This window comes from Buttiauxella noackiae ATCC 51607 (genome assembly GCF_001654865.1).
GTDB classification, from domain to species: Bacteria; Pseudomonadota; Gammaproteobacteria; order Enterobacterales; family Enterobacteriaceae; genus Buttiauxella; species Buttiauxella noackiae.
Genome location: NZ_LXEO01000017.1, coordinates 329,591 through 352,021, shown reverse-complemented (window position 1 = coordinate 352,021; position 22,431 = coordinate 329,591). Strand labels below are relative to the sequence as shown.

22 protein-coding genes and 5 tRNA genes are annotated in these 22,431 nt (G+C 48.8%); 18 read left to right on the top strand and 9 right to left on the bottom strand.

Annotated features, from left to right (window positions below; genetic code table 11):
* The first annotated feature begins 11 nt into the window (after positions 1-11).
* Together pgsA and ldtA are read left to right on the top strand one after the other, a co-directional pair.
* Positions 12-569 carry a CDP-diacylglycerol--glycerol-3-phosphate 3-phosphatidyltransferase gene (gene pgsA, locus M979_RS09145; RefSeq protein ID WP_034458167.1) on the top strand — a complete coding sequence of 186 codons (558 nt, stop codon included), beginning with the start codon at positions 12-14 and terminating at the stop codon, positions 567-569.
* A 201-nt stretch (positions 570-770) separates the two neighbouring features.
* Positions 771-1,706: a L,D-transpeptidase gene (gene ldtA / locus M979_RS09140; protein WP_064554589.1), complete on the top strand. Its 936-nt coding sequence runs from the start codon at positions 771-773 to the stop codon at positions 1,704-1,706.
* A 58-nt stretch (positions 1,707-1,764) separates the two neighbouring features.
* Here the strand turns inward: ldtA and M979_RS09135 are convergent.
* The 4 genes from M979_RS09135 to M979_RS09120 all read right to left on the bottom strand — a co-directional run bounded on the left by M979_RS09135 (position 1,765) and on the right by M979_RS09120 (position 5,548).
* Positions 1,765-1,840, bottom strand: a tRNA-Asn gene (locus M979_RS09135).
* A 251-nt stretch (positions 1,841-2,091) separates the two neighbouring features.
* Complete coding sequence (locus M979_RS09130; protein WP_064554588.1) at positions 2,092-3,870, bottom strand: aminopeptidase P family protein; 1,779 nt, start codon at positions 3,868-3,870, stop codon at positions 2,092-2,094.
* A 12-nt stretch (positions 3,871-3,882) separates the two neighbouring features.
* Positions 3,883-5,343, bottom strand: a complete 1,461-nt coding sequence (locus M979_RS09125; protein ID WP_064554586.1) for an AMP nucleosidase — start codon at positions 5,341-5,343, stop codon at positions 3,883-3,885.
* A gap of 129 nt (positions 5,344-5,472) precedes the next feature.
* Positions 5,473-5,548, bottom strand: a tRNA-Asn gene (locus tag M979_RS09120).
* Positions 5,549-5,738: 190 nt separating this feature from the next.
* On the opposite strand from M979_RS09120, the gene M979_RS09115 reads away from it, so the two are divergent.
* The 9 genes from M979_RS09115 to M979_RS09075 all read left to right on the top strand — a co-directional run bounded on the left by M979_RS09115 (position 5,739) and on the right by M979_RS09075 (position 11,852).
* Positions 5,739-6,104: a hypothetical protein gene (locus M979_RS09115; protein ID WP_064554584.1), complete on the top strand. Its 366-nt coding sequence runs from the start codon at positions 5,739-5,741 to the stop codon at positions 6,102-6,104.
* A gap of 49 nt (positions 6,105-6,153) precedes the next feature.
* Positions 6,154-8,040, top strand: a complete 1,887-nt coding sequence (locus M979_RS09110; protein ID WP_064554582.1) for a protein-disulfide reductase DsbD family protein — start codon at positions 6,154-6,156, stop codon at positions 8,038-8,040.
* Positions 8,037-8,648 carry a DsbA family protein gene (locus M979_RS09105; protein ID WP_064554580.1) on the top strand — a complete coding sequence of 204 codons (612 nt, stop codon included), beginning with the start codon at positions 8,037-8,039 and terminating at the stop codon, positions 8,646-8,648. Before M979_RS09110 ends, M979_RS09105 begins: the two co-directional genes overlap by 4 nt.
* Positions 8,638-9,141, top strand: coding sequence for a protein disulfide oxidoreductase (locus M979_RS09100; RefSeq protein ID WP_064554578.1), 504 nt, complete (start codon positions 8,638-8,640; stop codon positions 9,139-9,141). Before M979_RS09105 ends, M979_RS09100 begins: the two co-directional genes overlap by 11 nt.
* A gap of 221 nt (positions 9,142-9,362) precedes the next feature.
* Positions 9,363-10,280 (top strand): nitrogen assimilation transcriptional regulator NAC, encoded by a 918-nt coding sequence (gene nac, locus M979_RS09095; RefSeq protein ID WP_064554576.1) that lies wholly within the window; start codon positions 9,363-9,365, stop codon positions 10,278-10,280.
* A gap of 105 nt (positions 10,281-10,385) precedes the next feature.
* The gene (gene cbl / locus M979_RS09090) at positions 10,386-11,330 is read left to right on the top strand and encodes an HTH-type transcriptional regulator Cbl (RefSeq protein WP_064554574.1); all 945 of its coding nucleotides are present in this window, start codon (positions 10,386-10,388) and stop codon (positions 11,328-11,330) included.
* Between the two features lie 224 nt (positions 11,331-11,554).
* Positions 11,555-11,630, top strand: a tRNA-Gly gene (locus M979_RS09085).
* Between the two features lie 49 nt (positions 11,631-11,679).
* Positions 11,680-11,753: transfer RNA gene (locus M979_RS09080), tRNA-Cys, on the top strand.
* A 12-nt stretch (positions 11,754-11,765) separates the two neighbouring features.
* A tRNA-Leu gene (locus tag M979_RS09075) sits at positions 11,766-11,852 on the top strand.
* Between the two features lie 242 nt (positions 11,853-12,094).
* Here M979_RS09075 and M979_RS09070 read toward each other — a convergent pair.
* Complete coding sequence (locus M979_RS09070; RefSeq protein WP_064554573.1) at positions 12,095-12,835, bottom strand: hypothetical protein; 741 nt, start codon at positions 12,833-12,835, stop codon at positions 12,095-12,097.
* 80 nt (positions 12,836-12,915) lie between these two features.
* On the opposite strand from M979_RS09070, the gene M979_RS09065 reads away from it, so the two are divergent.
* From M979_RS09065 to M979_RS09035, 7 genes are all read left to right on the top strand, one after another.
* Positions 12,916-14,118: a site-specific integrase gene (locus M979_RS09065; protein WP_064554571.1), complete on the top strand. Its 1,203-nt coding sequence runs from the start codon at positions 12,916-12,918 to the stop codon at positions 14,116-14,118.
* A gap of 376 nt (positions 14,119-14,494) precedes the next feature.
* Positions 14,495-14,866: a hypothetical protein gene (locus tag M979_RS09055; RefSeq protein WP_244202400.1), complete on the top strand. Its 372-nt coding sequence runs from the start codon at positions 14,495-14,497 to the stop codon at positions 14,864-14,866.
* 25 nt (positions 14,867-14,891) lie between these two features.
* Positions 14,892-15,422 (top strand): hypothetical protein, encoded by a 531-nt coding sequence (locus tag M979_RS09050; protein ID WP_064554567.1) that lies wholly within the window; start codon positions 14,892-14,894, stop codon positions 15,420-15,422.
* A 72-nt stretch (positions 15,423-15,494) separates the two neighbouring features.
* Complete coding sequence (locus tag M979_RS09045; protein WP_064554565.1) at positions 15,495-15,929, top strand: DUF2787 family protein; 435 nt, start codon at positions 15,495-15,497, stop codon at positions 15,927-15,929.
* A gap of 295 nt (positions 15,930-16,224) precedes the next feature.
* On the top strand, positions 16,225-16,461 hold the full coding sequence (locus tag M979_RS24025) for a DeoR family transcriptional regulator (protein WP_080473482.1): 237 nt from the start codon (positions 16,225-16,227) through the stop codon (positions 16,459-16,461).
* 85 nt (positions 16,462-16,546) lie between these two features.
* Positions 16,547-16,867 carry a hypothetical protein gene (locus M979_RS09040; RefSeq protein ID WP_064554563.1) on the top strand — a complete coding sequence of 107 codons (321 nt, stop codon included), beginning with the start codon at positions 16,547-16,549 and terminating at the stop codon, positions 16,865-16,867.
* 42 nt (positions 16,868-16,909) lie between these two features.
* Positions 16,910-17,302 carry a hypothetical protein gene (locus M979_RS09035; protein WP_064554561.1) on the top strand — a complete coding sequence of 131 codons (393 nt, stop codon included), beginning with the start codon at positions 16,910-16,912 and terminating at the stop codon, positions 17,300-17,302.
* Between the two features lie 59 nt (positions 17,303-17,361).
* Here the strand turns inward: M979_RS09035 and M979_RS09030 are convergent, their stop codons facing one another.
* From M979_RS09030 to M979_RS09015, 4 genes are all read right to left on the bottom strand, one after another.
* Entirely contained in the window at positions 17,362-18,249 is an 888-nt protein-coding gene (locus M979_RS09030; RefSeq protein WP_064554559.1) for a GTPase family protein, read from the bottom strand.
* Positions 18,242-18,649 carry a hypothetical protein gene (locus tag M979_RS09025; RefSeq protein ID WP_064554557.1) on the bottom strand — a complete coding sequence of 136 codons (408 nt, stop codon included), beginning with the start codon at positions 18,647-18,649 and terminating at the stop codon, positions 18,242-18,244. Before M979_RS09025 ends, M979_RS09030 begins: the two co-directional genes overlap by 8 nt.
* Entirely contained in the window at positions 18,642-19,568 is a 927-nt protein-coding gene (locus tag M979_RS09020) for a helix-turn-helix transcriptional regulator (protein ID WP_064554556.1), read from the bottom strand. Before M979_RS09020 ends, M979_RS09025 begins: the two co-directional genes overlap by 8 nt.
* 262 nt (positions 19,569-19,830) lie before the next feature.
* A complete protein-coding gene (locus M979_RS09015; protein WP_425267187.1) occupies positions 19,831-22,431 on the bottom strand; it encodes a hypothetical protein in 2,601 nt (866 codons plus the stop codon).

Here is a 22,431-nt window from a genome sequence, read left to right as displayed (position 1 = left end):
TAACCAGCACTATGCAATTTAATATCCCGACATTGCTTACTCTGTTTCGTATCGTCCTTATCCCATTCTTTGTGCTGGCTTTTTATCTGCCGTTCAGTTGGGCACCTTTCCTGTGCGCGTTTATCTTCTGGTTTGCTGCAATTACTGACTGGTTTGATGGCTTTTTGGCGCGTCGCTGGAACCAAAGCACGCGTTTTGGAGCATTCCTTGATCCGGTAGCGGATAAAGTTATGGTCGTCGTTGCGCTGGTGCTGGTGGTGGAACATTATCACTCATGGTGGGTGACACTGCCTGCGGCCACAATGATTGCCCGTGAAATTATTATCTCTGCGTTGCGTGAATGGATGGCTGAAATTGGCAAGCGCAGCAGTGTTGCGGTCTCCTGGATTGGTAAGTCCAAAACCATGGCGCAAATGCTGGCGTTGATCGGTATGCTCTGGCGCCCAAATATGTGGGTTGAGTACGCGGGGATCGGTTTATTCTTCATCGCTGCGGTATTAACTTTCTGGTCAATGTTCCAGTACTTAAAAGCGGCAAGCAAAGATCTTCTCGATAGCTCAGGCAATTAATAACCGCATCAGACACAAGAGATGAGCTCCTACCAGGCTCATCTCTTAAAAACACCAAACTCCCGCCAGCACCACATTCCGAAAATTACTCCGCCTATACCATAGCAAAATGAGTGACTCTTTTGTGCGGCTCTCCTCACCGAACTCTTAAGTGAGGGTTATATTTAACTTATCAATGCCATGTCTGATAATAGGGAAATTATGATTCGCTTATCCTCGCTTGCCTTTGTGCTTGCCACCGTTACCTGTAGCGTCCAGGCCGTTACCTATATGCTTCCACCTGACGGGAGCCGTCTGGTTGGCTCGCCGATAACCGTTAGCATTCCTGAAGGGAATACTGAGCCGTTGGAGTATTATGCAGCGCAGTACGGGCAGGGGCTCAGCAATATGCTGGAAGCTAATCCAGGTGTTGATCCATTTCTGCCAAAAGCCGGTACCCAGTTAACAATTCCACAGCAAGTGATTTTGCCTGACACCATACGCCAGGGCATCGTGATTAACGTCGCCGAAATGCGGCTTTACTACTACCCGGATCAGAGCAATACGGTTGAGATCTTCCCCATTGGAATCGGACAGGCCGGGCGGGAAACCCCGCGTAACTGGGTGACGAGGGTTGAGCGTAAGCAGGAAGCTCCAGGCTGGACTCCCACACCTAATACTCGACGCGAATATGCGAAAGAGGGGAAAACGCTGCCAGCATATGTACCGCCGGGTGAGGATAACCCGATGGGGCTGTATGCGATTTACATCGGCAAGCTTTACGCTATTCACGGCACTAACGCCAACTTTGGTATCGGCCTGCGCGTTAGCCAGGGTTGCATTCGCCTACGTAAAGACGACATAAAGTATCTGTTTGATAATGTGCCGGTGGGGACGCGTGTACAGCTGATTGACCAGCCGGTGAAAGCAACGGTCGAACCGGACGGGAGGCATTGGCTGGAAGTGCATGAGCCGCTGTCCCGTAACCGTGCGGAGTTTGAGTCTGACAAGAAAGTCCCGCTACCAATGACATCGGCACTGCGCGATATGACGCAAGGTTCTGGCGTAGATGCAGGTATAGCGAGCGCCGCGTTGACGCGTCGTTCCGGGATGCCGGTGCCAATTAGCATTGAACCCGGAAAAGCAGGGCAGCTATAAAATACAAATTCTGAAAAGCAAAAAGCCCGCTTAGTTTCCTAAGCGGGCTTCTCAAATATGGCTCCTCTGACTGGACTCGAACCAGTGACATACGGATTAACAGTCCGCCGTTCTACCGACTGAACTACAGAGGAATCGGTTAACGGGGCGCATAGTAACTAGCGGCTACTGGGTTGTCAAAGGCTGTTTAGGTGAAATGTGTTTGATTGCTGGTTTAATCGGCAAAAAGAAGAAAAGAGCCGCAAAACACGGCTCTTAGAGTAACACCTTTCACTTAAGCCAATGAATGAGGGGAAACACCGGGATCTGTTTCCGGGGGAAGCCAAACCCGGTGGTCGCCCCGGATACCTCGCTCTTAAACTGATGGTGTTAGCCCTTTAAGGGCTTACATACGTTGCGTTCTGACTGGCGCAGTTGCCTCTATCAGCCATGGACGCGCAGTACTGGAAACGAGTGGCGACAATGTTTCCCGCACCAACTGGTGGTAATCATCAAGCCAGGCAATCTCTTGCTCACTTAACAATGGCAACTCCACCGCGCTTAAATCAATCGGGATGAGCGTCAGTGAGGCGAATTTGCAGAACCCCGGTATTGAAGCGACAACTTCAACCTGGTTTTCAATACGAATGCCGTGGCTACCTGCCAGGTAATAACCCGGTTCGATGGTTAGCACATTGCCCGGCAGCATTGGCCATGGATTCACTTTTTTCGCCATACGGTGCGGGTTTTCATGAATCAGCATGTTGTGACCGACACCGTGACCCGTGCCGTGATCATAATCCAGGCCCAGTTCCCAAAGCGGGCGGCGTGCAAATGCGTCCAGTTGGTGGCCTTGTGTCCCTTGCGGGAATTGCAGCGAAATCAGCGACAGGAAGCCTTTCAGAACCGCGGTGTAGTGTAGACGGCGTTGAGCATCGAGTTGTCCAAAGTTCAGCGTGCGTGTGGCATCGGTTGTACCGTTGAAATACTGCCCACCGGAATCGTTGAGATAAAATTCATGCCCGGTGATCGCAAAGTTGGTTTCCGGCGCGCTGTGGTAATGGCACATCGCCGCATTACCCGCTGCCGCGGAAATGGTACCAAAACTTTGCTCAATGAAGTTGTCGCATTCTTGACGGAACGCGAGCTGCTTTTCCTGCGCCTCAAGTTCAGTAATCGGGTTACCAGCGGCTTCACGTAGTGGGACTTCATGGCTAAGCCATGCAAGGAAATTAATCCAGGCGGCACCGTCCTGAATATGGCTTGAACGGTACCCTTCCAGTTCGATATCGTTCTTATTGGCTTTCATTAGTGTGATTGGATCTGGCTGCCATTCGATGTCACCACCGCCTTGTTCCACGGCAAAGCGCACGGCAACTGGCGTGTTATCGCCATCAAGCAAGAAGCGTTTGCCGGCCGCCAGTTGCTGGCAACGTGTGAGGAATGCATCCGGGCTATGGATGGCGATTGACTCCAGCACTGAACTATCGAGTTGTTGCAGTTTCGCCTCGTCAACAAACCACTCAACGGCACCGTCGTTTTTGACCAGCGCAAACGAAAGCGGCACCGGGCTTGTCGGGATATCTGAACCACGAACATTAAGCAACCAGGCAATGTTGTCAGGCAAAGTGAGTGCGAGAAAATTTACACCTTTACGCGCCAACGCTTGTGCGACACGGGCGCATTTAGATGCGGTTGATTCCCCGCTAATCTCATCAGGCATCTGGCGTATCAGGCCACGAGGTATCGCCGGGCGCGTCGCCCAAATTTTATTGATCGGATCATCATCCACAGCAACCAGGTCGCAGCCACTGGTACGCAGGCTTTCATATTGGCTGTTGACCATCAGCAGAGGTTCAAACGCGATACGTTTACCAACTGACAAGTTTTCCTGAAGCCAGAGATGAATAGGTTCATCGTGTAAATGATGGATTTCAAACTCTTCAAGGTTTACCTGCTGGCGCGCTTGAACCTGATAGCGGCCATCAACGAACAGCAACGCGCGGTCAGCCAGAATCAGCGCCAGGCCCGCTGAACCGTCAAAACCACTGATAAACTCCAGTTTGTCGTCATAAGGCGCGCAATATTCACTCTGCCAGGCGTCGGTGCGCGGAACCAGCATGCCATCCAGTTCGCGCTCTTTAAGCAGGCTGCGCAAGGCAGCCAGGGGTGATGTGTGTTGCATTATTATGTTCTCTTAACGGAAAGGAGGTTCATTAAACGTGCGTAATTTGCGTGAGTGCAGGCGTTCGCCTTCAGCTCGCAAGAGATCAATCGCGCAGATACCAATCTGCAAGTGCTCCGAAATTGCCCCTTCATAAAAGCGATTGGCCTGGCCGGGGAGTTTAATTTCACCGTGCAACGGTTTATCGGAAACACATAACAGCGTGCCATACGGCACGCGGAAGCGATAACCCTGTGCGGCAATGGTGGCGCTTTCCATATCAATAGCGACAGCGCGGCTGAGATTGAACCGCAAGGCCGATGCGGAATAGCGCAGCTCCCAGTTACGATCGTCGGTGGTGACGACAGTCCCGGTACGCAAACGTTGCTTAACTTCTTCACCCGGCATGCCGCTCACCAGTTTGGTTGCGTCGTAGAGCGCACGCTGCACTTCGGCAATGCTTGGGATTGGGATATCCGGCGGCAGCACTGCATCCAGAACGTGGTCATCACGCAGATATGCATGGGCCAGAACATAATCGCCAATCGACTGGCTTTCACGTAGCCCACCGCAGTGGCCAATCATCAACCACGCCGCCGGGCGCAACACCGCCAGGTGGTCACAAATGGTTTTTGCGTTCGATGGACCAACACCGATATTCACTAACGTGATACCGGTGCCGTTGGCGTCGATCAAGTGCCAGGCTGGCATCTGGTGTTTTTTCCAGGCGAGATCGGAAATGGCTTCTTCCGGTGCCTGGCTGTCGGCTGTCAACCACACACCTCCGGCGCAGGAAAGTGCGACATACGGGCTTTCTGGATCAAGGATCTGCTGGCAACCCCAGCGCACAAATTCGTCCACATAACGGGTGTAGTTGGTGAACAACACAAAAGACTGAAAATGTTCAACCGGAGTGCCGGTGTAGTGGCGCAAACGCGCGAGCGAAAAATCGACGCGGCGGGCATCAAAATGCGAAAGCGGGTAGAACTCGGTAGGGTGGAATAATCCATCTGCTGTCTCATCGCCAATTTGTGCCAGTTCGGTTGTCGGGAAATGGCGAGGCAAACCGGCACTCATTGAGCGGTCCAGCGACAAACTGGAACCATCAATCACATAGGGATAGGGGATTTCATGCTGCGATAACCCCACTTCAATTTGTGCGCCGTAGTCGTCATAAAGCAGTGTGAGTTGTTCGGCGAGGTAATGGCGGAATAAAGCAGGGCGGGTGACGGTGGTGGTGTAACTGCCAGAATGGGTGAAGCGGGCATAGGCACGGGTTTTATTTGGGTGATGTACGGTGCCATCCCAACTGACGCGTAACTCCGGGTAGACAAATAAACCGGCCGCACGTTTTTCAATTTCAGGTAGTGCGCCGTTTTCAACATACTGGCCAATGGCGTCGCGCAGAGCATTGACCGAGGCATCGTACAGCTCCTCTAATTTATCGAGGGCCTGGTTCGGGGTAAGGGCTGTGTCGGCTGTCTGATGCGTCATTTTCTCTCCTTATCCTGCTGATTCTAAGCAGGGCTGCTTCGATAGTATGTCATCGACGGGAGAGAACGGAAGGGGGTGGTAAGGGCAGAAAAGCAAAAAGCCTGCTTAAATAAGCAGGCTTCTTAAATATGGCTCCTCTGACTGGACTCGAACCAGTGACATACGGATTAACAGTCCGCCGTTCTACCGACTGAACTACAGAGGAATCGGTTAACGGGGCGCATATTAGCGATGCGTTTCGGGCTTGTCAAAGCCTGTTATCACGTTGCAGGTTCGTTTGCTGATAAAACAATCAAACCGAGCTGTGCAGGTGTGCAGACATATCTTTACAGCACATCAGTTGCCAAACGAGAACGACTGGTTAAGATATGCGGTTCATATAATGCGAGGGATTCATGTTTAAACGGAAGCATTTTGCAAAGTGGTTTTTATTACTGGCATGTCTGGTGGTGTTAGTTTGCACCGCGCAGCGCATGGCGGGATTGCACGCTTTGCAAATGAAAGCTGCCCAAAGCGTCATGCTCTCGCAAAGCAGTAATTCTGAAATTGAAGATAGTGCATCGGTTACACCCTGCGAATTGAGTGCAAAGTCATTGCTTGCCGCACCGCCAGTGTTGTTTGAAGCTGCATTTTTTGTTTTCAGTCTTCTTCTGGTGCTCATTGCGCCATTACAAGCTGAACGATCATCTGTTTCTCCCGCCAGGGCATTTAGTTCGCCCACCCTCAGAGTTCATCTTCGATTTTGCGTTTTCCGTGAATGAAACACTGGCTGTTTAACACAGTTCGATAATTCATTTACGGAGAAAAAATATGTTGAGTCTTTTTAGGCGGGTGTTGCTCTGCCTGCTACTGCTATGGCTGCCATTCTCGTGGGCTGCACAACCCGGCTGGCTTCAGTCTACCGATAATCATCACGCCAGCGTTCGGCTGCGTGCAGATACCTCACCGCCAGGTGAAACCCGTGTCCTGCTGGATGTGAAACTGGAAGAAGGGTGGAAAACCTATTGGCGTTCACCGGGCGACGGTGGTGTTGCGCCGACTATTGTCTGGAGCGAACCTGTGAAATCTGCTCAGTGGTTCTGGCCGACGCCGCAACGTTTTGATGTGGCGGGGATCACCACTCAGGGTTACCACAATGCGGTAAGTATTCCATTGGTGCTCGATGATGCTTTTACAGAGAAAATCGCAGGCGTACTTACGCTCTCGACCTGCAAAGATGTCTGCCTGCTGACAGATTTGCCCTTTGAAATCACACCTGAGAATGGCAATGCCGCTTTTGCCCACGATTATGCGCAAGCGATGGGTAAAGTGCCGCTTCATAACGGGCTGACCGATAGCCTGAAAGCTGGTTATCACAGCGCTGAATTGGTTGTGCAAGCCACACGTTCCGCAGGTTGGCAGAAACCCGAGCTGTTTTTTGATATGCCAGAGGACGCCAGTTTCGGTAAACCAAAATATCGTGTCGAAGGTGAAACGCTATGGGCAACCGTACCGGTTAGTGATGGTTGGGACGGTGCCGGGCCAGACCTGCGTGGGCGCAATCTTTCATTGGTTATCGCCGATAACGGCATTGCTCAACAAAGCAATATCACGATAGCTGAAACGCCGGTTATGCCTGAAGCCGGGGGCGACTTTGTACTCTGGCAAGTGTTACTGCTGGCTCTGGTCGGTGGATTCATTCTTAACCTGATGCCATGTGTGTTGCCCGTTTTGGGGATGAAACTCGGTTCTGTATTACTGGCTGAAAAACAAGAGCAGCGCGTTATACGCCAACAATTTCTTGCCTCATTTGCCGGTATTCTCGTTTCGTTTATGGCGCTGGCGCTGTTAATGACGGTACTGCGTCTGACAAACCAGGCGGTGGGATGGGGGATTCAGTTCCAGAGTGCCTGGTTTATTGGCTTTATGGCCGTCGTGATGTTGGTGTTCAGTGCCAACCTGTTTGGGCTATTTGAATTCCGGCTTTCGTCGAAAGCGACAACCAGGATTGCTACGCAAGGAGGCAATGGCATAAGTGGGCATTTCTGGCAGGGGGCGCTGGCGACACTGCTGGCAACACCTTGTAGCGCCCCATTCCTCGGCACCGCCGTTGCCGTGGCACTTGGTGCATCCTTGCCAACCTTATGGGGTATTTTCCTTGCCCTTGGCGTAGGCATGAGTTTGCCGTGGCTGCTGATTGCCATGCGCCCTTCATTGGCATTACGACTGCCGAAACCTGGGCGCTGGATGGTGTGGTTACGCCGCATACTGGCAGTGATGATGCTGGGCTCAGCTTTATGGCTGGTTAGTCTGTTACCGGTGCATTTTGGGTCAACAGTGAGTACTCCCGTTAAAGAAAATATCGTCTGGCAGCCGCTAAGTGAGCAGGCAATTCAGAATGCATTGGCGCAAAACAAGCGTGTGTTTATTGATGTAACTGCCGACTGGTGTATCACCTGCAAAATTAACAAATTAAACGTTCTTTCACGTGAGGATGTGCAGTCTGTGTTGCAAGAGCCTGATGTCATTGCATTACGCGGAGACTGGACACTCCCTTCAAAAGAGATAACAGCATTCCTAAAACAGCGTGGGCAAGTTGGTGTGCCATTCAATCAAGTCTATGGGCCAGGCATCCGCGAAGGAAAAGCCCTGCCAACACTATTGACACGAGATGCAGTACTTAACGTGCTAAATGATGCGAAAGGAGATAAAAAATGAAAATAATCATCACGCTTGTACTGTTGCTGGCGACCACTTTTGGTGCCACTGCTGAGACACAACCTAATGAAGAACAAATACAACAGATGATCTATCAAGCGTTGTATCACGATCCTGCCAGCCCGCGGATTGGTGCAACTTCACCGAAACTAACCATCATTTCATTCACCGACTACAACTGCCCGTACTGTAAAAAGTTCGACCCTATGCTTGAGAAGATTGTGGAAAAGTATCCCGATGTTGCAGTGGTATTCAAGCTGCTGCCATTTCGTGGGGAATCCTCATCGCTTGCAGCGCGTGTCGCCTTAACGACCTGGCGCGAACATCCACAGCAGTTTCTGGCATTGCACCATAGTTTGATGGCAAAACAGGGCAATCACACCGCAACCACTATTGATGCTGCGTTCGTCAAAAGTGGGGCGACAGTGGTTACGCCAGATGAATTAAGTCGGGAGACACTGAATCTGAACCTACAACTGGCTCGGGTCGTCGGTGTGGAAGGCACACCGGCAACATTGGTTGGCGATACCTTACTGGCAGGGGCAGTGCCATGGGAGTCTCTGGAAACGCTGGTGATAGAAAAGCGGGCACAGGCCAATGAAAAGTAAATTAAAGCGCTGGGGACGAGAAGCGTTGGTGATGGTGGTTGTGCTCATCACCATTATCTTTCTGATGGACTGGTGGCGAGCGCCAAAAATGCCCACGATTTTCGATAGCACACCACTTCATACGCTTGATGGCCAGGCAGTATCGTTGAGCGCATTGAGTGAAGATCGCCCATTATTGCTCTATTTCTGGGCCAGTTGGTGCGGTGTTTGTCGCTACACCACACCTTCTGTTGCGCAGCTGGTGGGTGAGGGAGAAAACGTGATGACAATTGCCCTACGCTCCGGCGAACCACAGGATGTAACGCGTTGGTTAGCCCAGAAAAAAATTCATCTTCCGGTGGTTAATGATGCCTCAGGTGAGTTATCTCGCCACTGGCAGATTGGCGTCACCCCTACGTTGGTTGTGCTTTATAAAGGAGAGGTTGTCTCATCAACGACCGGTTGGACCAGCCTTTCAGGAATGAAATTACGTCTTTGGTGGGCAAGTTTGTAATTAGGTAATTTGGCGCACCGCAATGGTGCGCCTGTACCTCTAATGGGGCATAAGCGAACCACTGTTTCAAACTCATTTTTCCTTGTTTTAAATCACTTTCGCTTATTATCCAGCTTGTTAGCGTATCTGGTCGGATGTTTCTCAAAAGTGGCAAGCATATTGCAATTCTTAGAAAGACATCACTGCCGAGACTGGCGTTGGCATTCCGTGTAGGGGGCAAAATGAATTTAAGACGACTGAAGTACTTCGTGAAAATCGTCGATATTGGTAGCCTGACTCAGGCCGCAGAAGTGCTGCATATTGCGCAGCCAGCGCTGAGCCAACAAGTTGCTACCCTTGAAGGTGAAATGGATCAGCAGCTGTTAATTCGTACCAAACGCGGCGTAACGCCAACAGAAGCAGGAAAAATTCTCTATACCCATGCGAGAACTATTTTGCGCCAATGTGAACAGGCTCAATTAGCGGTTTGCAATGTGGGTCAAACTTTAGGTGGTCAGGTTTCTATTGGCCTGGCCCCAGGCACTGCAGCTTCTTCAATCACCATGCCTTTATTACAGGCAGTACGTGCGGAATTACCCGACGTGCTGGTCTATCTGCATGAGAACAGTAGTTCTGTCCTGAATGACAAGCTGTTAAGCGGCCAGCTTGACATGGCGGTCTTGTATGACCGTTCTCCAACGGCGGGCATCATTAGCCAACCGTTATTGAAAGAGGAGTTGTTTCTTGTCGGCACCCGCGACTGTCCAGGTCAGACAGTCGATCTCTGCGCGGTGGCCGAAATGAACCTATTCCTGCCGCGAGACTATAGCGCCGTGCGTAAACGCGTGGATGAAGCTTTTTCATTGCGCCGCTTAACGGCAAAAATCACGGGTGAAATTGATTCAATCTCGACGCTGACGGCTGCTATTGCCAGCGGTATGGGGGTGACAGTGTTGCCAGAATCAGCGGCACGTTCGCTGGTGAGTTCCGCAAACGGCTGGATGGCACGTATCACTAGCCCATCACTGAATTTACCACTCTCGGTTAATTTATCGGCTCGTACCGCACTGACTCCGCAGGCGCAGGCAGTTAAAGACATTTTGATGTCGCTGGTGGTTCGTCCCGCACAGGAAAATCGCGAACTGCTACTGGTAGGGTGATTCGGCTTATTGCTAAATCGAATAAGTTGCTGGTTTTTATTATTTGTTATCTCGGGATTGCCACTTTAACAATGGTGTAAAGAACGGTTATGCCCCGGGGGCAATGTGAACTTCCAGCAACTCAAAATCATCCGCGAGGCGGCCCGGCGGGACTACAACCTGACCGAAGTCGCCAACATGCTTTTTACTTCTCAATCGGGCGTAAGCCGCCATATTCGTGAACTGGAAGAAGAACTCGGTATCGAGATTTTCATCCGTCGCGGTAAACGTTTATTGGGCATGACAGAGCCGGGTAAAGCCCTGCTGGTAATTGCTGAACGTATTCTTAATGAAGCCAGTAATGTGCGTCGTCTGGCAGACGTATTTACCAACGACACCAGCGGTGTGCTCACTATTGCCACCACACATACACAGGCACGCTACAGTTTGCCATCGGTAATCAAATCGTTCCGCTCGTTATTCCCGGAAGTACGCCTTGAGTTAATTCAGGGGACGCCGCAAGAAATCGAGATGTTGCTGCATAACGGTACGGCAGATATTGGTATTGCCAGTGAGCGCTTGAGTACCGATCCCTTAGTCGTCGCTTATCCATGGTTTCGCTGGTCTCACACTTTATTGGTGCCGCGCGGCCATCCACTGATCCATGCAAATCCTCTTACGCTTGATGATATAAGCCATTGGCCGATTATTACTTATCGTCAGGGCATTACCGGGCGTGCGCGTATTGATGAAGCGTTCTCACGCCGTGGGCTGACTCCTGATATCGTACTGAGCGCGCAAGACTCGGACGTTGTGAAAACTTATGTGGAGTTAGGGCTGGGTATCGGTCTGGTGGCATTTCAAGCAAGCAGCGAGGAGGGGGAGCTAATCAGACTCGATACTCGTCATCTTTTTGACACTAACACCGTATGGCTTGGATTGAAGCGAGGTCAGCTACAACGGAATTATGTCTGGCGTTTTATCGAGCTGTGTAATCCGGAACTTTCGGTTGCGGATATCAAAAGGCTGGCGCTTGAGCCTGAAGAAACGGTATTGGATTATCAAATCTGATTCCCGTTTTCTGGTTAATGCATCAATATTTAACCGCGCAAGGGGGTTATTTGCTCGAACCGTGATCGGTACGGTGCAAAATTCAGCAAACGGAGCGTGGTGACGGAAAATTTCATTGACTCATCGCGTCAGGTAAGTAGAATGCAACGCATCGAACGGCAGCACAGCTTGCCAGAAGATAGTAAAATCAAATGATTAGCTTTAAGGTTAATTAATAAGATTTTGCGGGAATAGCTCAGTTGGTAGAGCACGACCTTGCCAAGGTCGGGGTCGCGAGTTCGAGTCTCGTTTCCCGCTCCAAATTTATGTGGCAGAAATTCTGTTACAGCCTGCAAAGGTGAAAGGTTTTGGCGCGTTAGCAAAGCGGTTATGTAGCGGATTGCAAATCCGTCTAGTCCGGTTCGACTCCGGAACGCGCCTCCACTTTCTTCCCGAGCCCGGGTGGTGAAATCGGTAGACACAAGGGATTTAAAATCCCTCGGCGTTCGCGCTGTGTGGGTTCAAGTCCCACTCCGGGTACCATGGGAAACATCAGAATAATCAAAGCAATAAGCAGTGTCGTGAAACCACCTTCGGGTGGTTTTTTTGTGCCTGAAATTCACGCCCTGTGCATATCCTGTGCTCACGGGGTGCAATGAACTGCAATCTCCAGCCTGGCAATGCCGAATCGAACGTGTCGCCTCCAGCATAGAGAACCAGGCCGCTTTGCCTGTTTTCCGGTACTCTTCCGGGAAAGGGAGGCCTGCTGAGCAAGTTGTAATGCTCTAGCCACCCTGAGTATAAAGTTGCTTAATTCGTGCTATCACCTCATCTCTGTACTTCTGGTGTCCGCGCATAGCCCTTGGATGGGCAATTCTGAAACAGATTGCATTACCTGTTTTGAACTCCCATAGCTTCCCCGGAATGACTGAAGAAGTCTCATAGCCGCCTAGCTCAGTAAGCACCTGTTTTATGATGTAGTCTGTTCTCCGGGCTCCAGATGCAAAGATGATGAAATTAGGATCAAGGTGTTTAATTTGTACCGCCAGCAGTTTCAGTGAGGCTAATATGACTTCCTGCACTTCATTTTGAGGGCGATTGAGAGGGGTCAGTCCGTCGTAATCCCACGCCAGTAGATTGGCATATACGATTGCCAGGGGAGGAATGTTAAGCTCCCGGGCCAGCCTGAAATGATATTGTGTGAAGCGGCTACGTGATTTGAGGTTGGTGGTGCCATCATTTTGTACCGGAAGATGATTCCTGTAACGAGCTACAGCCTCTTCAACCACTTGCCCGATAGTGACGTCAGGTATATGTCCCAGCACCCGTGACATCGTATTCTTACCATTCAGCGTATTCCAGCCAGCGGTTTCACGTCCAACCAGCATGATTTTTACCGGTGAATGCCAGTATTCTTCAAACGGCACAGGTAAAAAGACGCCTGAGTATTTATCTTCATTCAGGTTAAATGACAGGGCGTCAACTTCCTGTAATATCCGTTTGTACGCGTCTAATAGCCTTTCCATTATTCAATCCTGCCCCGTAATAAAAACACCTTCAGATATATATTATTTTCATGATATAAATCAGATACATGAGGATAAATATGCAAAAATCCTTCCGATTCACCAATTCATCCATCAAAGCCCTTCCGGCAAACACAGATACCCGATCTACAGAGCTTGAGGTATCTGATACCGAGGTCATTGGCCTCAAATGCCTCTCAGGTCGAACGGGCAACAAACGTTTCCTCCTGCGCTACACATTCCACGGTACCAAAAAAAGTATCAGTATTGGCAGATTCCCTGAAATTGATGTGGGGACAGCTCGCCAGATAGCTCGCCGTCATAAGGAGGCGATTGCACTGGGAAATGACCCTAAGGCAGAGCGCGATAATTATCGTGCGATGCCAACGCTTAGTGAGTTTTTTCACCAGACCTATGTTCCGTTCATCAAGCGGCATAAAAAGTCCTGGGATAAGGATGTTCAGCGTTTCACGCAATACATTGAACCTCGTCTGGGAAAGATACGTTACTGCGACCTTCGGGCCCGGGAAATCCAGCAGGTGCTTTTCGACATGCTTGAGGGTCGTATTCATAGCCAGCAGTATGCACCGTCTACCTGTAACAGGGCACTGGCTATTCTGAAAACTATGGGGCGTTATGCGCTACGACAGGATGTCCTGGAGAAGAATGAAGCCGATAAGATCCCTTTGCTGAAGGAGAATAATCAGCGGACGCGCTTTTTTGATGCCGATGAGATCAGAAGGATCCTCGACGCTGCGGCACGATACCCCAATAAGGCAGCCGGGGGACTGATAGCCATGCTGCTGTTAACCGGTACACGCAAATCAGAAATGCTGAACGTCATGCACAAACATATTGATCGGGATAACAGGTCGTTATTCATTCCTTATACTAAGAATGGTCGCAGCAGAACTGTGTATCTCAGTGATGTTGCATTATCCATTATTGATTCGATCCCACGGGCTGGCAGCAACCCCTATCTGTTTGCCGTAAAAGATAATGGAAAACCGATATCAGAACCCCGGTGGGCCTATGAAAAAATACTGGCAGAATGCGGGATAGATAAAAGTGAAGTCTGTTTCCACACCACGCGCCATTCTGTCGCATCATTACTTGTCTCCAGTGGACAGTACAGCCTGTATGACGTTAAAGCCCAGCTGGCGCATGCCAGTATTCAGAGTACGGAGCGCTACGCAAAACTGACACCAGAGCGAATGCGTCAGACCGGGCAGGGTGTTACCGACCTTCTTTTAACCCCTGTAGCTACCAGTAAAGAACAGTGATTTTTGCGTCTCTTAAACGTGGAGAATGATTATGCCGTTAAAGTGCCCTAAGTGCGGTAGTCGGAATACAGTCACAGAAACTGCCGGAAATATAGCAAAGGTGGCTCGCGATGACCGGTTTCTGACATCAACATCCGGTTATATTAGCCCGGATCAATTACCAGAATTGCTTAAAGAAATCATCAGGGCGATACAGCGTCTCTTTGGATTCCTTGAACAGCGTGAAAGGAATAATGCTCCAGTGCTTATCTGCAAGGATTGTAGATATTATGAAAGAATATAGATGACCACTGAAGGCAATTCCAGATTCTTTACCCTGTCTATGTAACCCCGATACTTAAAACGTATCGGGTTTTTTGTTTATGAGGATTATTCAATGAAATTTATCTCGAACTGGCAAGACCTGCCGTCGCTCCTTCTTCCCGATTCAGTTATGACTGTCTTGAGAAAAGAACTGATACTTCCATTTGATGATGAACTTTCCGCAATGAATTTTTGGGGAGAGGTGGGTGTAACATTAATGTACATTGAACCCGGTGATGTTCCCGAAGATATTAAACGGCACGTACTGGATGTAATTCATCATTTAATTGCAAACCCTGAGTTCGTGGTCCATCTGACAGATGAATATTACTTGATGCTATCAATTACAGAAGATAATGGAAATGGTATTTATCTGTTGTTTCATCCCAATTGTCCTCTGGGTGGGATTGATAAATTAATGTCTATGCCGGAATCCCGTCTGTAAATCAGATTAAAATCAGGAGATGAAAATGAGAAAATCAAAGTCAGGAAAAAATGATAATGAACACGAGGCGCTGGAGTTAAATAATGATTTAAGTGATATTGAAAAAGGTATCACTGAAGATGAGCAAATATTACCTGAAGAGAGTTATAAGCTGCTCATTGAATCAGGTCAGGCGGAAAAAATCAGCCCTAAAGCCAGTGGCATGCTGACATGGCAACTGGCAAAATCTGAAGCAGATAATGAGCTTTATCTCCGACTGATTGCAAATGGCAGCGGAGGGTTATTCTCAAAAGACTGGGTACCAATTACGAAGATTGAAAGTGTACTGGAAAATCAACCTGCAACGGGTTTCACTTCTGGAGTATTCAAATCGCTCTTCAAAGGGGCAAGTGCCAATAACGCAGGTTTTCTGGCTGCAGTTTTACGTTCCCCGGATATATGTTTGCTGGAGGAACATCCGGATAAGTTATTTACGCATGTTTTATATCCTGACTGGCGGGATCGTCTGAATAAACTCAGTGCAATCGATATTCAGGAAACGATTACGGAGGATTAATTCTTTACCAGAGCTGCTATACAACCAGAAACTGCAACACATCTCTACTCACCTTTTACAGGAAAATCCATTATGCAAACCCAGGATGTCTTAAAACAGGCAGGATTAACGCTGCCTGTAACAAAACAATTTCAGCAGCACATTGCGACTCTTCTGTCAGAGCACGCGCTGAAAACGAAGGTAAGGGCGGTGGTCATTAATTTCCGTGATCCGGATTACAGCGTAGAATCCGGTGGCTTTCATCCTGTTGAAATGAGGTTCATCCACAAGGATGACGAATGGTATTTCGATTATGTCACAGACTTTAGTTTCATGGGGAGAGTCTACCCGGAACTGGAAAAGGAAATAGACTTTTGCTGGTCGGGTCATTATGTCTTTCATTATCTCGCTGGAGATATTTCACTTGCAGCAGAGAAGAATGATCTCTGGTCATTGTGGGAGAGTAATTTTATGGAATATCTCTCTATGGATATTTACCGGGTAACGGTAACAGAGGAAAGTTGTTGACCCGTTATGAACAGGAAGAAAGCAGGTATCTTTGTAATCCACTTCATGAGCAGCACATCACAGCATGAGGATGATGCCGTTTTTTCCAGGCTGTTCGCATAAACATGTTCAGACACGGGGGATCTCAGATCCCTCGTGGTTTAGGCCCAAATGGCGCATTCCTCAGTGACAGGGTGATAACGATTACTCTATTACCCCAACGGCAGTTTTACACCGCATAAAGAATATCGAAATTACAGCATGTTAGGTGATGAATTGTCCGATGGATTGTTAAAACGAAACCATACAGGTACCCATGATGCGTCAGTCACGAGGCGAGAAGATCGCTGAAAGACTGGGGTGGATATTGCTCCAGCTCTATACCGGTAATTCTCTGTCGGTTAATGATATTTGCCAGCAGTTTTCTGTTTCCCGTCGGACAGGGCGACGGGACTTATTGAGGGTGGAAACAGTAACGGAAGTTATTTCCCCCGGGAAAGTGCGGTTGGCTCCTCTGATAAGAGAGCGAGTCAGGCAAGGAATATTCAAATAATTTTCTCTACATGGACATAACCTGTCCTCGCATTGCATTAGGCTCTGCAATGAACCAAAAAAATCACCTTAATGAAGGATGTAAGATGAAAAGAATGATAATAGCAGCTCTGTTATTCACGGGTTTTTTGTCACAGGCGCATGCCGGGCTTGTTCAGGTAAATAACCGTGTAGCCTGTTACCTTGCGATGGACAGTATAAACAGGCAACTCATGGAGTCAGATAAAAAGGTCACTGCTGAAATTTACAAATATTTGGAGAGAGAACTACAACGTTATGGCGTTGACGAAGAATCGATTAATGAAAACACCATCGCCCTGGATAATGAACTGCCTCGGGCATACCAGCAGGCAGCGTTTGCAGATAAGTGTGTGACATTTTACCGAAAACCATCAAACAGACAGTAGTCAGAACAGATCAACCTTCTCATCCAAGTGGGTAATAATGATATGAAAAAGATAATTGCTGCATGTATTGTGGCCATCATGCCTGTCACCTCAATTGCTGCTTCTGTTTCGCTTGATAGGGCAGGACGTTGTTATGAAGCAACCCGCCAGTCAACCCAAATGGCGATGTTACTGGATCCAAACGCGGCAGAATACAAAAATCTTAACAGCAATGCCAAAGAGCTATTTGGTACGCTCTCCGGTGGCGTAGGTGAAAAAGATTCAAAGAAAGTTCGGGATGCCTGGAAGGCCATTCTGGATAATGCCGGAATGGAAGGCAGCATGGCTAAATCCGATGGGTATAGGGAAATGAAAAAATATCCGCAGGACGTCATTATGCAGGAGGCTAATAGATGTGTCCGTCTTGCAATTAAAGCAGGGATTGTAAAATTCTGAAGAATATTGAGGTGTAAACAATTCGGGAGCTGCTGCTCCCGTTACTTTTTTTAGCGGTGTTAGCCAAAGATCCAGTTCCAGGCCTTTTTGAGCCCACTGACTACAGCTTTTTTGGCGGCTTTCACCACCACGCGCAAAGGCGCTGGCAGGGTGTTATCAATAATATCATCAAGAACGCGATCAACGGTATCACCGAATCCTTCCGTTGCCTCTTCTGTAACTGTACGGGTTTTGTGCTCGTCTCTCACCTGAGAAGCGACGCCGCTTTGAGCGTGCTTTGGGAGCGCACGAACCATTGCCTCCACCAAATGGGTCACATTGTATCCCTCACTGGCGGCAACAGCGATCACCGGATGGTCAGTAAACCCAAATCGCTGTGTGATATACGCTTCTTTATCGAGGATATTTTGCATCTGGGATGGAGAAGGCCGGGCGTTGACAACATCCCATTCACGGAATGGCTCAATTTTGTCGACCTGATTGAGCACAAACAGTGTTTTAGCCTCACCGCCAGCAGGGGCAAGCACATTTTTGTAGAAATGTTCATCCGCAGAAAAGGCGCGGTCATCACCTTTAATCACCCAGAGAACCAGATCCAGTTGTGGTAACAGGTCGCGATAAAGTTGTTCATATTCAACGTCACGCTCAGCATTTTCTCCCACACCCGGAATATCAATCAACCGCACTGAGCGTTTGCCAAACTGGATGCGCATTTCCTGCGTTTCACGGGTACAGGCCGCGACATCGCTGACTGCACAAATATCACCCTTAAAAATCGCATTACATAAGCTGGACTTCCCGGCTCCGGTCTTTCCCATAATGCCAATGACCGGCTCATAACTGATAATGTCATTGATGCGTTGTGCAATACTGTCCCTGATATTTTCAGGTAATATTTCAAGAGCATCCTTCACGGGATTTCGATTTTTAGTTTCTGTATTATTCATCTTTAGCACTATTCTCCATTTTCGCTTTAATTAACGCACACTCGTAATAAGAAATAATTACTTTTAGCAAGGCATTCACTTTTTCCAGATCACGGGGGGCCGCGTAACCGACGACCCCTTTTTTCATAGGGCTGAAGCGTTCCTTGCGGGAAAGGTTCATTGCGGCCAGTTGATCATCAATACCGTGCATTAACAAATGACCGTCTTCACCAACACTGAAGTGATTGCAAATCATCTCGGCATGCCTGAGAAGGTTTTCGGGAACCACATTGAATGGCGCGTCAAGCCAGGCTTTAAGATGCGCATTCTGTTCATTATCGTTGGCGTCAAGAAGACCGCTGAGTAAATCTGCTGCTATGGTTTCGAAAAAATTCTCGAGCGCTTTTTCATCTTTATTCATTAGAGGTATCTCCGGTTGATTCCGTATTTTCATTCTGCTCGTATCGTTCCAGGGCAAGGCGTATGTCTTGCTTAACCTGATTACGAATCGATGCTGGTTTTAGAACTTCGACCTCGGGCATCCAGTATTTAATGAGAGGGATTATTTGGTCGAAGTGAGCCACCCGTGAAATCACGAGCAAATCACCGCTTGCGGAAGTGTGAATAATTTCCTGACCCGGCAACAGCGCGCGGCGCAAGAACCACGGGGCTACACGTGCAGAAACTGACATCAGTACTTCAGTAAGCTCTGCGCCATACCAGATACTTTCCGCATTCTCGATTTGCAGATGAATTTCCGGCGACATGGCAAATGACATGTTACTGGGGAGAACCTGTTTCATCGCTGAAATGACGAAACTTTTCAGCACTCCTCCCTCAATGGCAGCGAGATACCAGATCCCTCTGTCACTGACGAGACGATAGGGTTCAATGGCGCTGTAACTTTTCGCTTTATACATAAAGCTTATTTTTTTGCTGCCGCGAATCGCGTCTGACAATGTATTCAATGTAGACATAAAAACCCCACAATTTTCGTAGGGACGCTGTTTGATCAGAAACGGGTTATTTTCGGCATTGCCCAGTAATATGCCTAACAGGCGGTCATCCCAGCGTGGAAATAACCCGTCAATACCCAGAATACGCGTAAATCGGCGCAAGTCCGTATTGCTGCGCTGTCCCAGTACGCCAACGGGAAGGTGATATTTCTTACCACAGCGAAGAAGGTTGAGATAAGCCAGCCGCTGCGTAAGGTCACGCCGGATGGTCTTATCACAGACATTAAACTCTTCAGCGAGCCCACTCACCGTGACCGATTCACCGTTGTTAAGGCGAGTCAGTATCAATCCAAGGCGATACCCAAGTTTGTCATGCTTATCCATTCAGGCATCCAATCAATTGAAGCTGGAAGGATATTTTCAACAGGGTGCTGGACAAGATGAGTCCAGGCTGAAGCAGGATTTCTAAAAAATAAAATCCAGAAAATTCAGTGATATATTTTCTGTATGGTTTTTATGGACTCAACCTGTCCATGTTGTGGTGGTTGCGGGAAGCAGCTTTATTACCGGTGCCTCATTACATCCAAACAGTAAAGCCCACGACAGGGAGCGTGGGCTTAGCAAACAGGTATCTAGCGTGAAGGATTTACAACACTGCCGAGGGCAATGCGAAGCCGGGATATACAGGCTTTATAAGGTCCATCAGGCGATTCATTCTGGAAGTCAGGGAACCAAAGATAATAGGTGGGAGCTTGGCCCGACCTGCATTTTTGACATCACAGGCTGTTACAGAGTAGCCTGCTGCGACCAGCCATGCTGCGACCTCAGTGCTGGTTTGTCGCTTTTTGTCGTCGGGCGTGAGCCCCCATTGATGTTGCGCCAGGGCCCGCAGGAAAAGACGAACGAGGACATCATCGCTTCGATTTTGGCCTACTTTCAGTTTCAGAGGGGTATAAACGTTTCTGCAATAGAGAAAATCACACCAGTCATCCCAGTCGGCTTCATCTTTCAAAGCATGTGTCTGCCGCCAGTCATCGAAAAGCTGGCGTTGCTTAAGTGCCTTTGACATATCATCCCACGGACGGGAATGCATTAACAAATGCCCTTCATTCATCGTGGGTGTTATCAATTGGCGTTTGAAGTCGAATTCCAGGTTTAACCTGATCTCGGACTCAACAGCGACCAGATCGCTTTCATTCAACCACATATCACGGGTTGAAATGAGAGATCCCCTGCGGAGCTTCTGACCCGGAGCCCTGTTCATATAGAGATTTACCATATAGCGGTTATAGTCGTCGCGTGGAATATCAGCAGGGGGTTTAACGCCTGCACGTGCGTGGACGATTGGGAAGCCTTCTGATTCCTTATAGGTCAACTGCCCCCGGGTTTTCATGGCGACCAGTTGTCGGACCTGATGTTTACAGGTCAGCATAGACGAGCCCGGATCCGCAATGTCGCATAACGCCTGAAAACGTGAAGATAGCGGACCAGACATATCGATATTCTCGAGAGAGACATCTGTCAGAAAACCATCTGTAGTCACACTGACCACTATTGCATTCGGCGGAAGTGCATTCATCAACTCGCCCACCACCGCGCGGACAAATCCCGTGACATGTGCAGCAAAAAATGGCTGGGTGACTGACGAAGGCGGCAGAGGGCTGTTCAGCCCACGGGCGGTATCAAATGCAGTCTTTGCGTGAAGACCCTGAGCGAGTTTTCCATACAGTGAATTTCCGATCTCTTTCCAGAATTTTTCCTCCAGAGAACCTTTAGCATGACGGTTACGGTTTTCACGTACCTGCTGCACAAAAGGTAAAAACACCGAGCATTCTTGTTCACGTGAATTTGTAACATCACCCGATTCATATAGGTGCCATGGAACGATGATACCTTGCTGAATTGTAATCTCAGCACCCAGAGACAAAGCGAGGGCAATTTCAGGTGCCGTAGCCCACGATTCACCTGCTAGCGGGAAAAATAGACCAAACTGTTCGGTTCTGACAGGCAGGCAGGGAAACCGTACCGAGTCCGGAAATTGAAAACTGACAAGCGCAAATCCCATGACATGACCGCAATAATCTTCAGGATTGCGGCTATGGAAAATATTATCGTAATCAGGCTGCAAAATATCCAACAGCCCAGTAGTGTAAGCACCTGCTAAATCGTAGTCATACCATTCCCTTTCCGGGGTAATACCCATCATGTAGCATTCGTTACGACCGCCGTGATAACAGTTTATGGGGAAGGTTTCATAGAGTTCTCTAGCTGGTATGCTCTGCCTTGTCTTCACCGTTCGGAACCCCTGGGTTTCGGGATTCCAGCACTGTTTCGTTACCGTTCGTGTGCCCATGCAAATTTCAGAAGATATGCCACTTTCGTTAATGGTTTTGAGAAAACGTGAAACACCGATCCCACCAATAGTTGCAGGGACCCGCGTAATCATCAGACTTTCAGCGCAGAAGGATTTCACCTGCAAGGCATAACGCACTGCTATTTCGGCGTCACGCAAGGCATAGGCCTCGAAACCGCGTCGGTCCCCCTTTAAATAGTGTCGCATATCGCTTATCGAATAGGGCGCTGGAATAGTCAGTTTCGGCAGGCCAAGTAGTTCACCACATTCTGACAGTCCCATACCGCCCGGAGTGATCAACAGGGTATCGATAAACGTCACATTGCTGCAACGGGGTGGGCTGGTTCGCTTATCAAACGTGATGAGGCTATTTTTTTCACGACGATTTTCGACTTCATCAAAATCAATACCGTAGCGGTTTTTAAAACTGCTAACTGTACTGCGAATTCCTTTCAGCAGTATTTTGTGATCGCTCCAGAAATCGGAAAACGAGGCAACATCAGCCCGCAGGAAATGAGCATACAGCGTAATCGAACCCGGCCATTCGTTAATCTGCTCATTCTTCAATAGCGGCGTCAGGGTTTTCGCGAGAAAGTTTTTCAGCGACAGGCGATCTTTTTTGTGGGCGCTGGCGGGGTACAGGATACCGGGAACACCCGTTCCATCAGGCAGCACGACATAGCTCTGATAAGACAGAATGTCGTTTTGCTTTGTCTGTGGGTTATAGACATATTCAGTGTCAAAGCCGATATCAAGATGTAACTGGCTGCTGACGTCCAATCGTTTTTTTGATTTTTGCGGTAGTAATGGGAAGCTATCAAGTGTTTTAGTCGGTCTGGAGTCAGATTGCGTCACGCCAGCCGCATTCGCGAGCAGTGCATTCATGTCAAACAT

What these genes read in the sequence shown, in the direction of transcription:
- pgsA (WP_034458167.1), top strand. Translation starts at nt 12, where the DNA reads ATGCAATTTAATATCCCGACATTGCTTACTCTGTTTCGTATCGTCCTT.
- ldtA (WP_064554589.1), top strand. Translation starts at nt 771, where the DNA reads ATGATTCGCTTATCCTCGCTTGCCTTTGTGCTTGCCACCGTTACCTGT.
- M979_RS09130 (WP_064554588.1), bottom strand. Translation starts at nt 3,870, where the DNA reads ATGCAACACACATCACCCCTGGCTGCCTTGCGCAGCCTGCTTAAAGAG.
- M979_RS09125 (WP_064554586.1), bottom strand. Translation starts at nt 5,343, where the DNA reads ATGACGCATCAGACAGCCGACACAGCCCTTACCCCGAACCAGGCCCTC.
- M979_RS09115 (WP_064554584.1), top strand. Translation starts at nt 5,739, where the DNA reads ATGTTTAAACGGAAGCATTTTGCAAAGTGGTTTTTATTACTGGCATGT.
- M979_RS09110 (WP_064554582.1), top strand. Translation starts at nt 6,154, where the DNA reads ATGTTGAGTCTTTTTAGGCGGGTGTTGCTCTGCCTGCTACTGCTATGG.
- M979_RS09105 (WP_064554580.1), top strand. Translation starts at nt 8,037, where the DNA reads ATGAAAATAATCATCACGCTTGTACTGTTGCTGGCGACCACTTTTGGT.
- M979_RS09100 (WP_064554578.1), top strand. Translation starts at nt 8,638, where the DNA reads ATGAAAAGTAAATTAAAGCGCTGGGGACGAGAAGCGTTGGTGATGGTG.
- nac (WP_064554576.1), top strand. Translation starts at nt 9,363, where the DNA reads ATGAATTTAAGACGACTGAAGTACTTCGTGAAAATCGTCGATATTGGT.
- M979_RS09070 (WP_064554573.1), bottom strand. Translation starts at nt 12,835, where the DNA reads ATGGAAAGGCTATTAGACGCGTACAAACGGATATTACAGGAAGTTGAC.
- M979_RS09065 (WP_064554571.1), top strand. Translation starts at nt 12,916, where the DNA reads ATGCAAAAATCCTTCCGATTCACCAATTCATCCATCAAAGCCCTTCCG.
- M979_RS09055 (WP_244202400.1), top strand. Translation starts at nt 14,495, where the DNA reads ATGAAATTTATCTCGAACTGGCAAGACCTGCCGTCGCTCCTTCTTCCC.
- M979_RS09050 (WP_064554567.1), top strand. Translation starts at nt 14,892, where the DNA reads ATGAGAAAATCAAAGTCAGGAAAAAATGATAATGAACACGAGGCGCTG.
- M979_RS09045 (WP_064554565.1), top strand. Translation starts at nt 15,495, where the DNA reads ATGCAAACCCAGGATGTCTTAAAACAGGCAGGATTAACGCTGCCTGTA.
- M979_RS24025 (WP_080473482.1), top strand. Translation starts at nt 16,225, where the DNA reads ATGATGCGTCAGTCACGAGGCGAGAAGATCGCTGAAAGACTGGGGTGG.
- M979_RS09040 (WP_064554563.1), top strand. Translation starts at nt 16,547, where the DNA reads ATGAAAAGAATGATAATAGCAGCTCTGTTATTCACGGGTTTTTTGTCA.
- M979_RS09035 (WP_064554561.1), top strand. Translation starts at nt 16,910, where the DNA reads ATGAAAAAGATAATTGCTGCATGTATTGTGGCCATCATGCCTGTCACC.
- M979_RS09030 (WP_064554559.1), bottom strand. Translation starts at nt 18,249, where the DNA reads ATGAATAATACAGAAACTAAAAATCGAAATCCCGTGAAGGATGCTCTT.
- M979_RS09025 (WP_064554557.1), bottom strand. Translation starts at nt 18,649, where the DNA reads ATGAATAAAGATGAAAAAGCGCTCGAGAATTTTTTCGAAACCATAGCA.
- M979_RS09020 (WP_064554556.1), bottom strand. Translation starts at nt 19,568, where the DNA reads ATGGATAAGCATGACAAACTTGGGTATCGCCTTGGATTGATACTGACT.
- M979_RS09015 (WP_425267187.1), bottom strand. Translation starts at nt 22,431, where the DNA reads ATGTTTGACATGAATGCACTGCTCGCGAATGCGGCTGGCGTGACGCAA.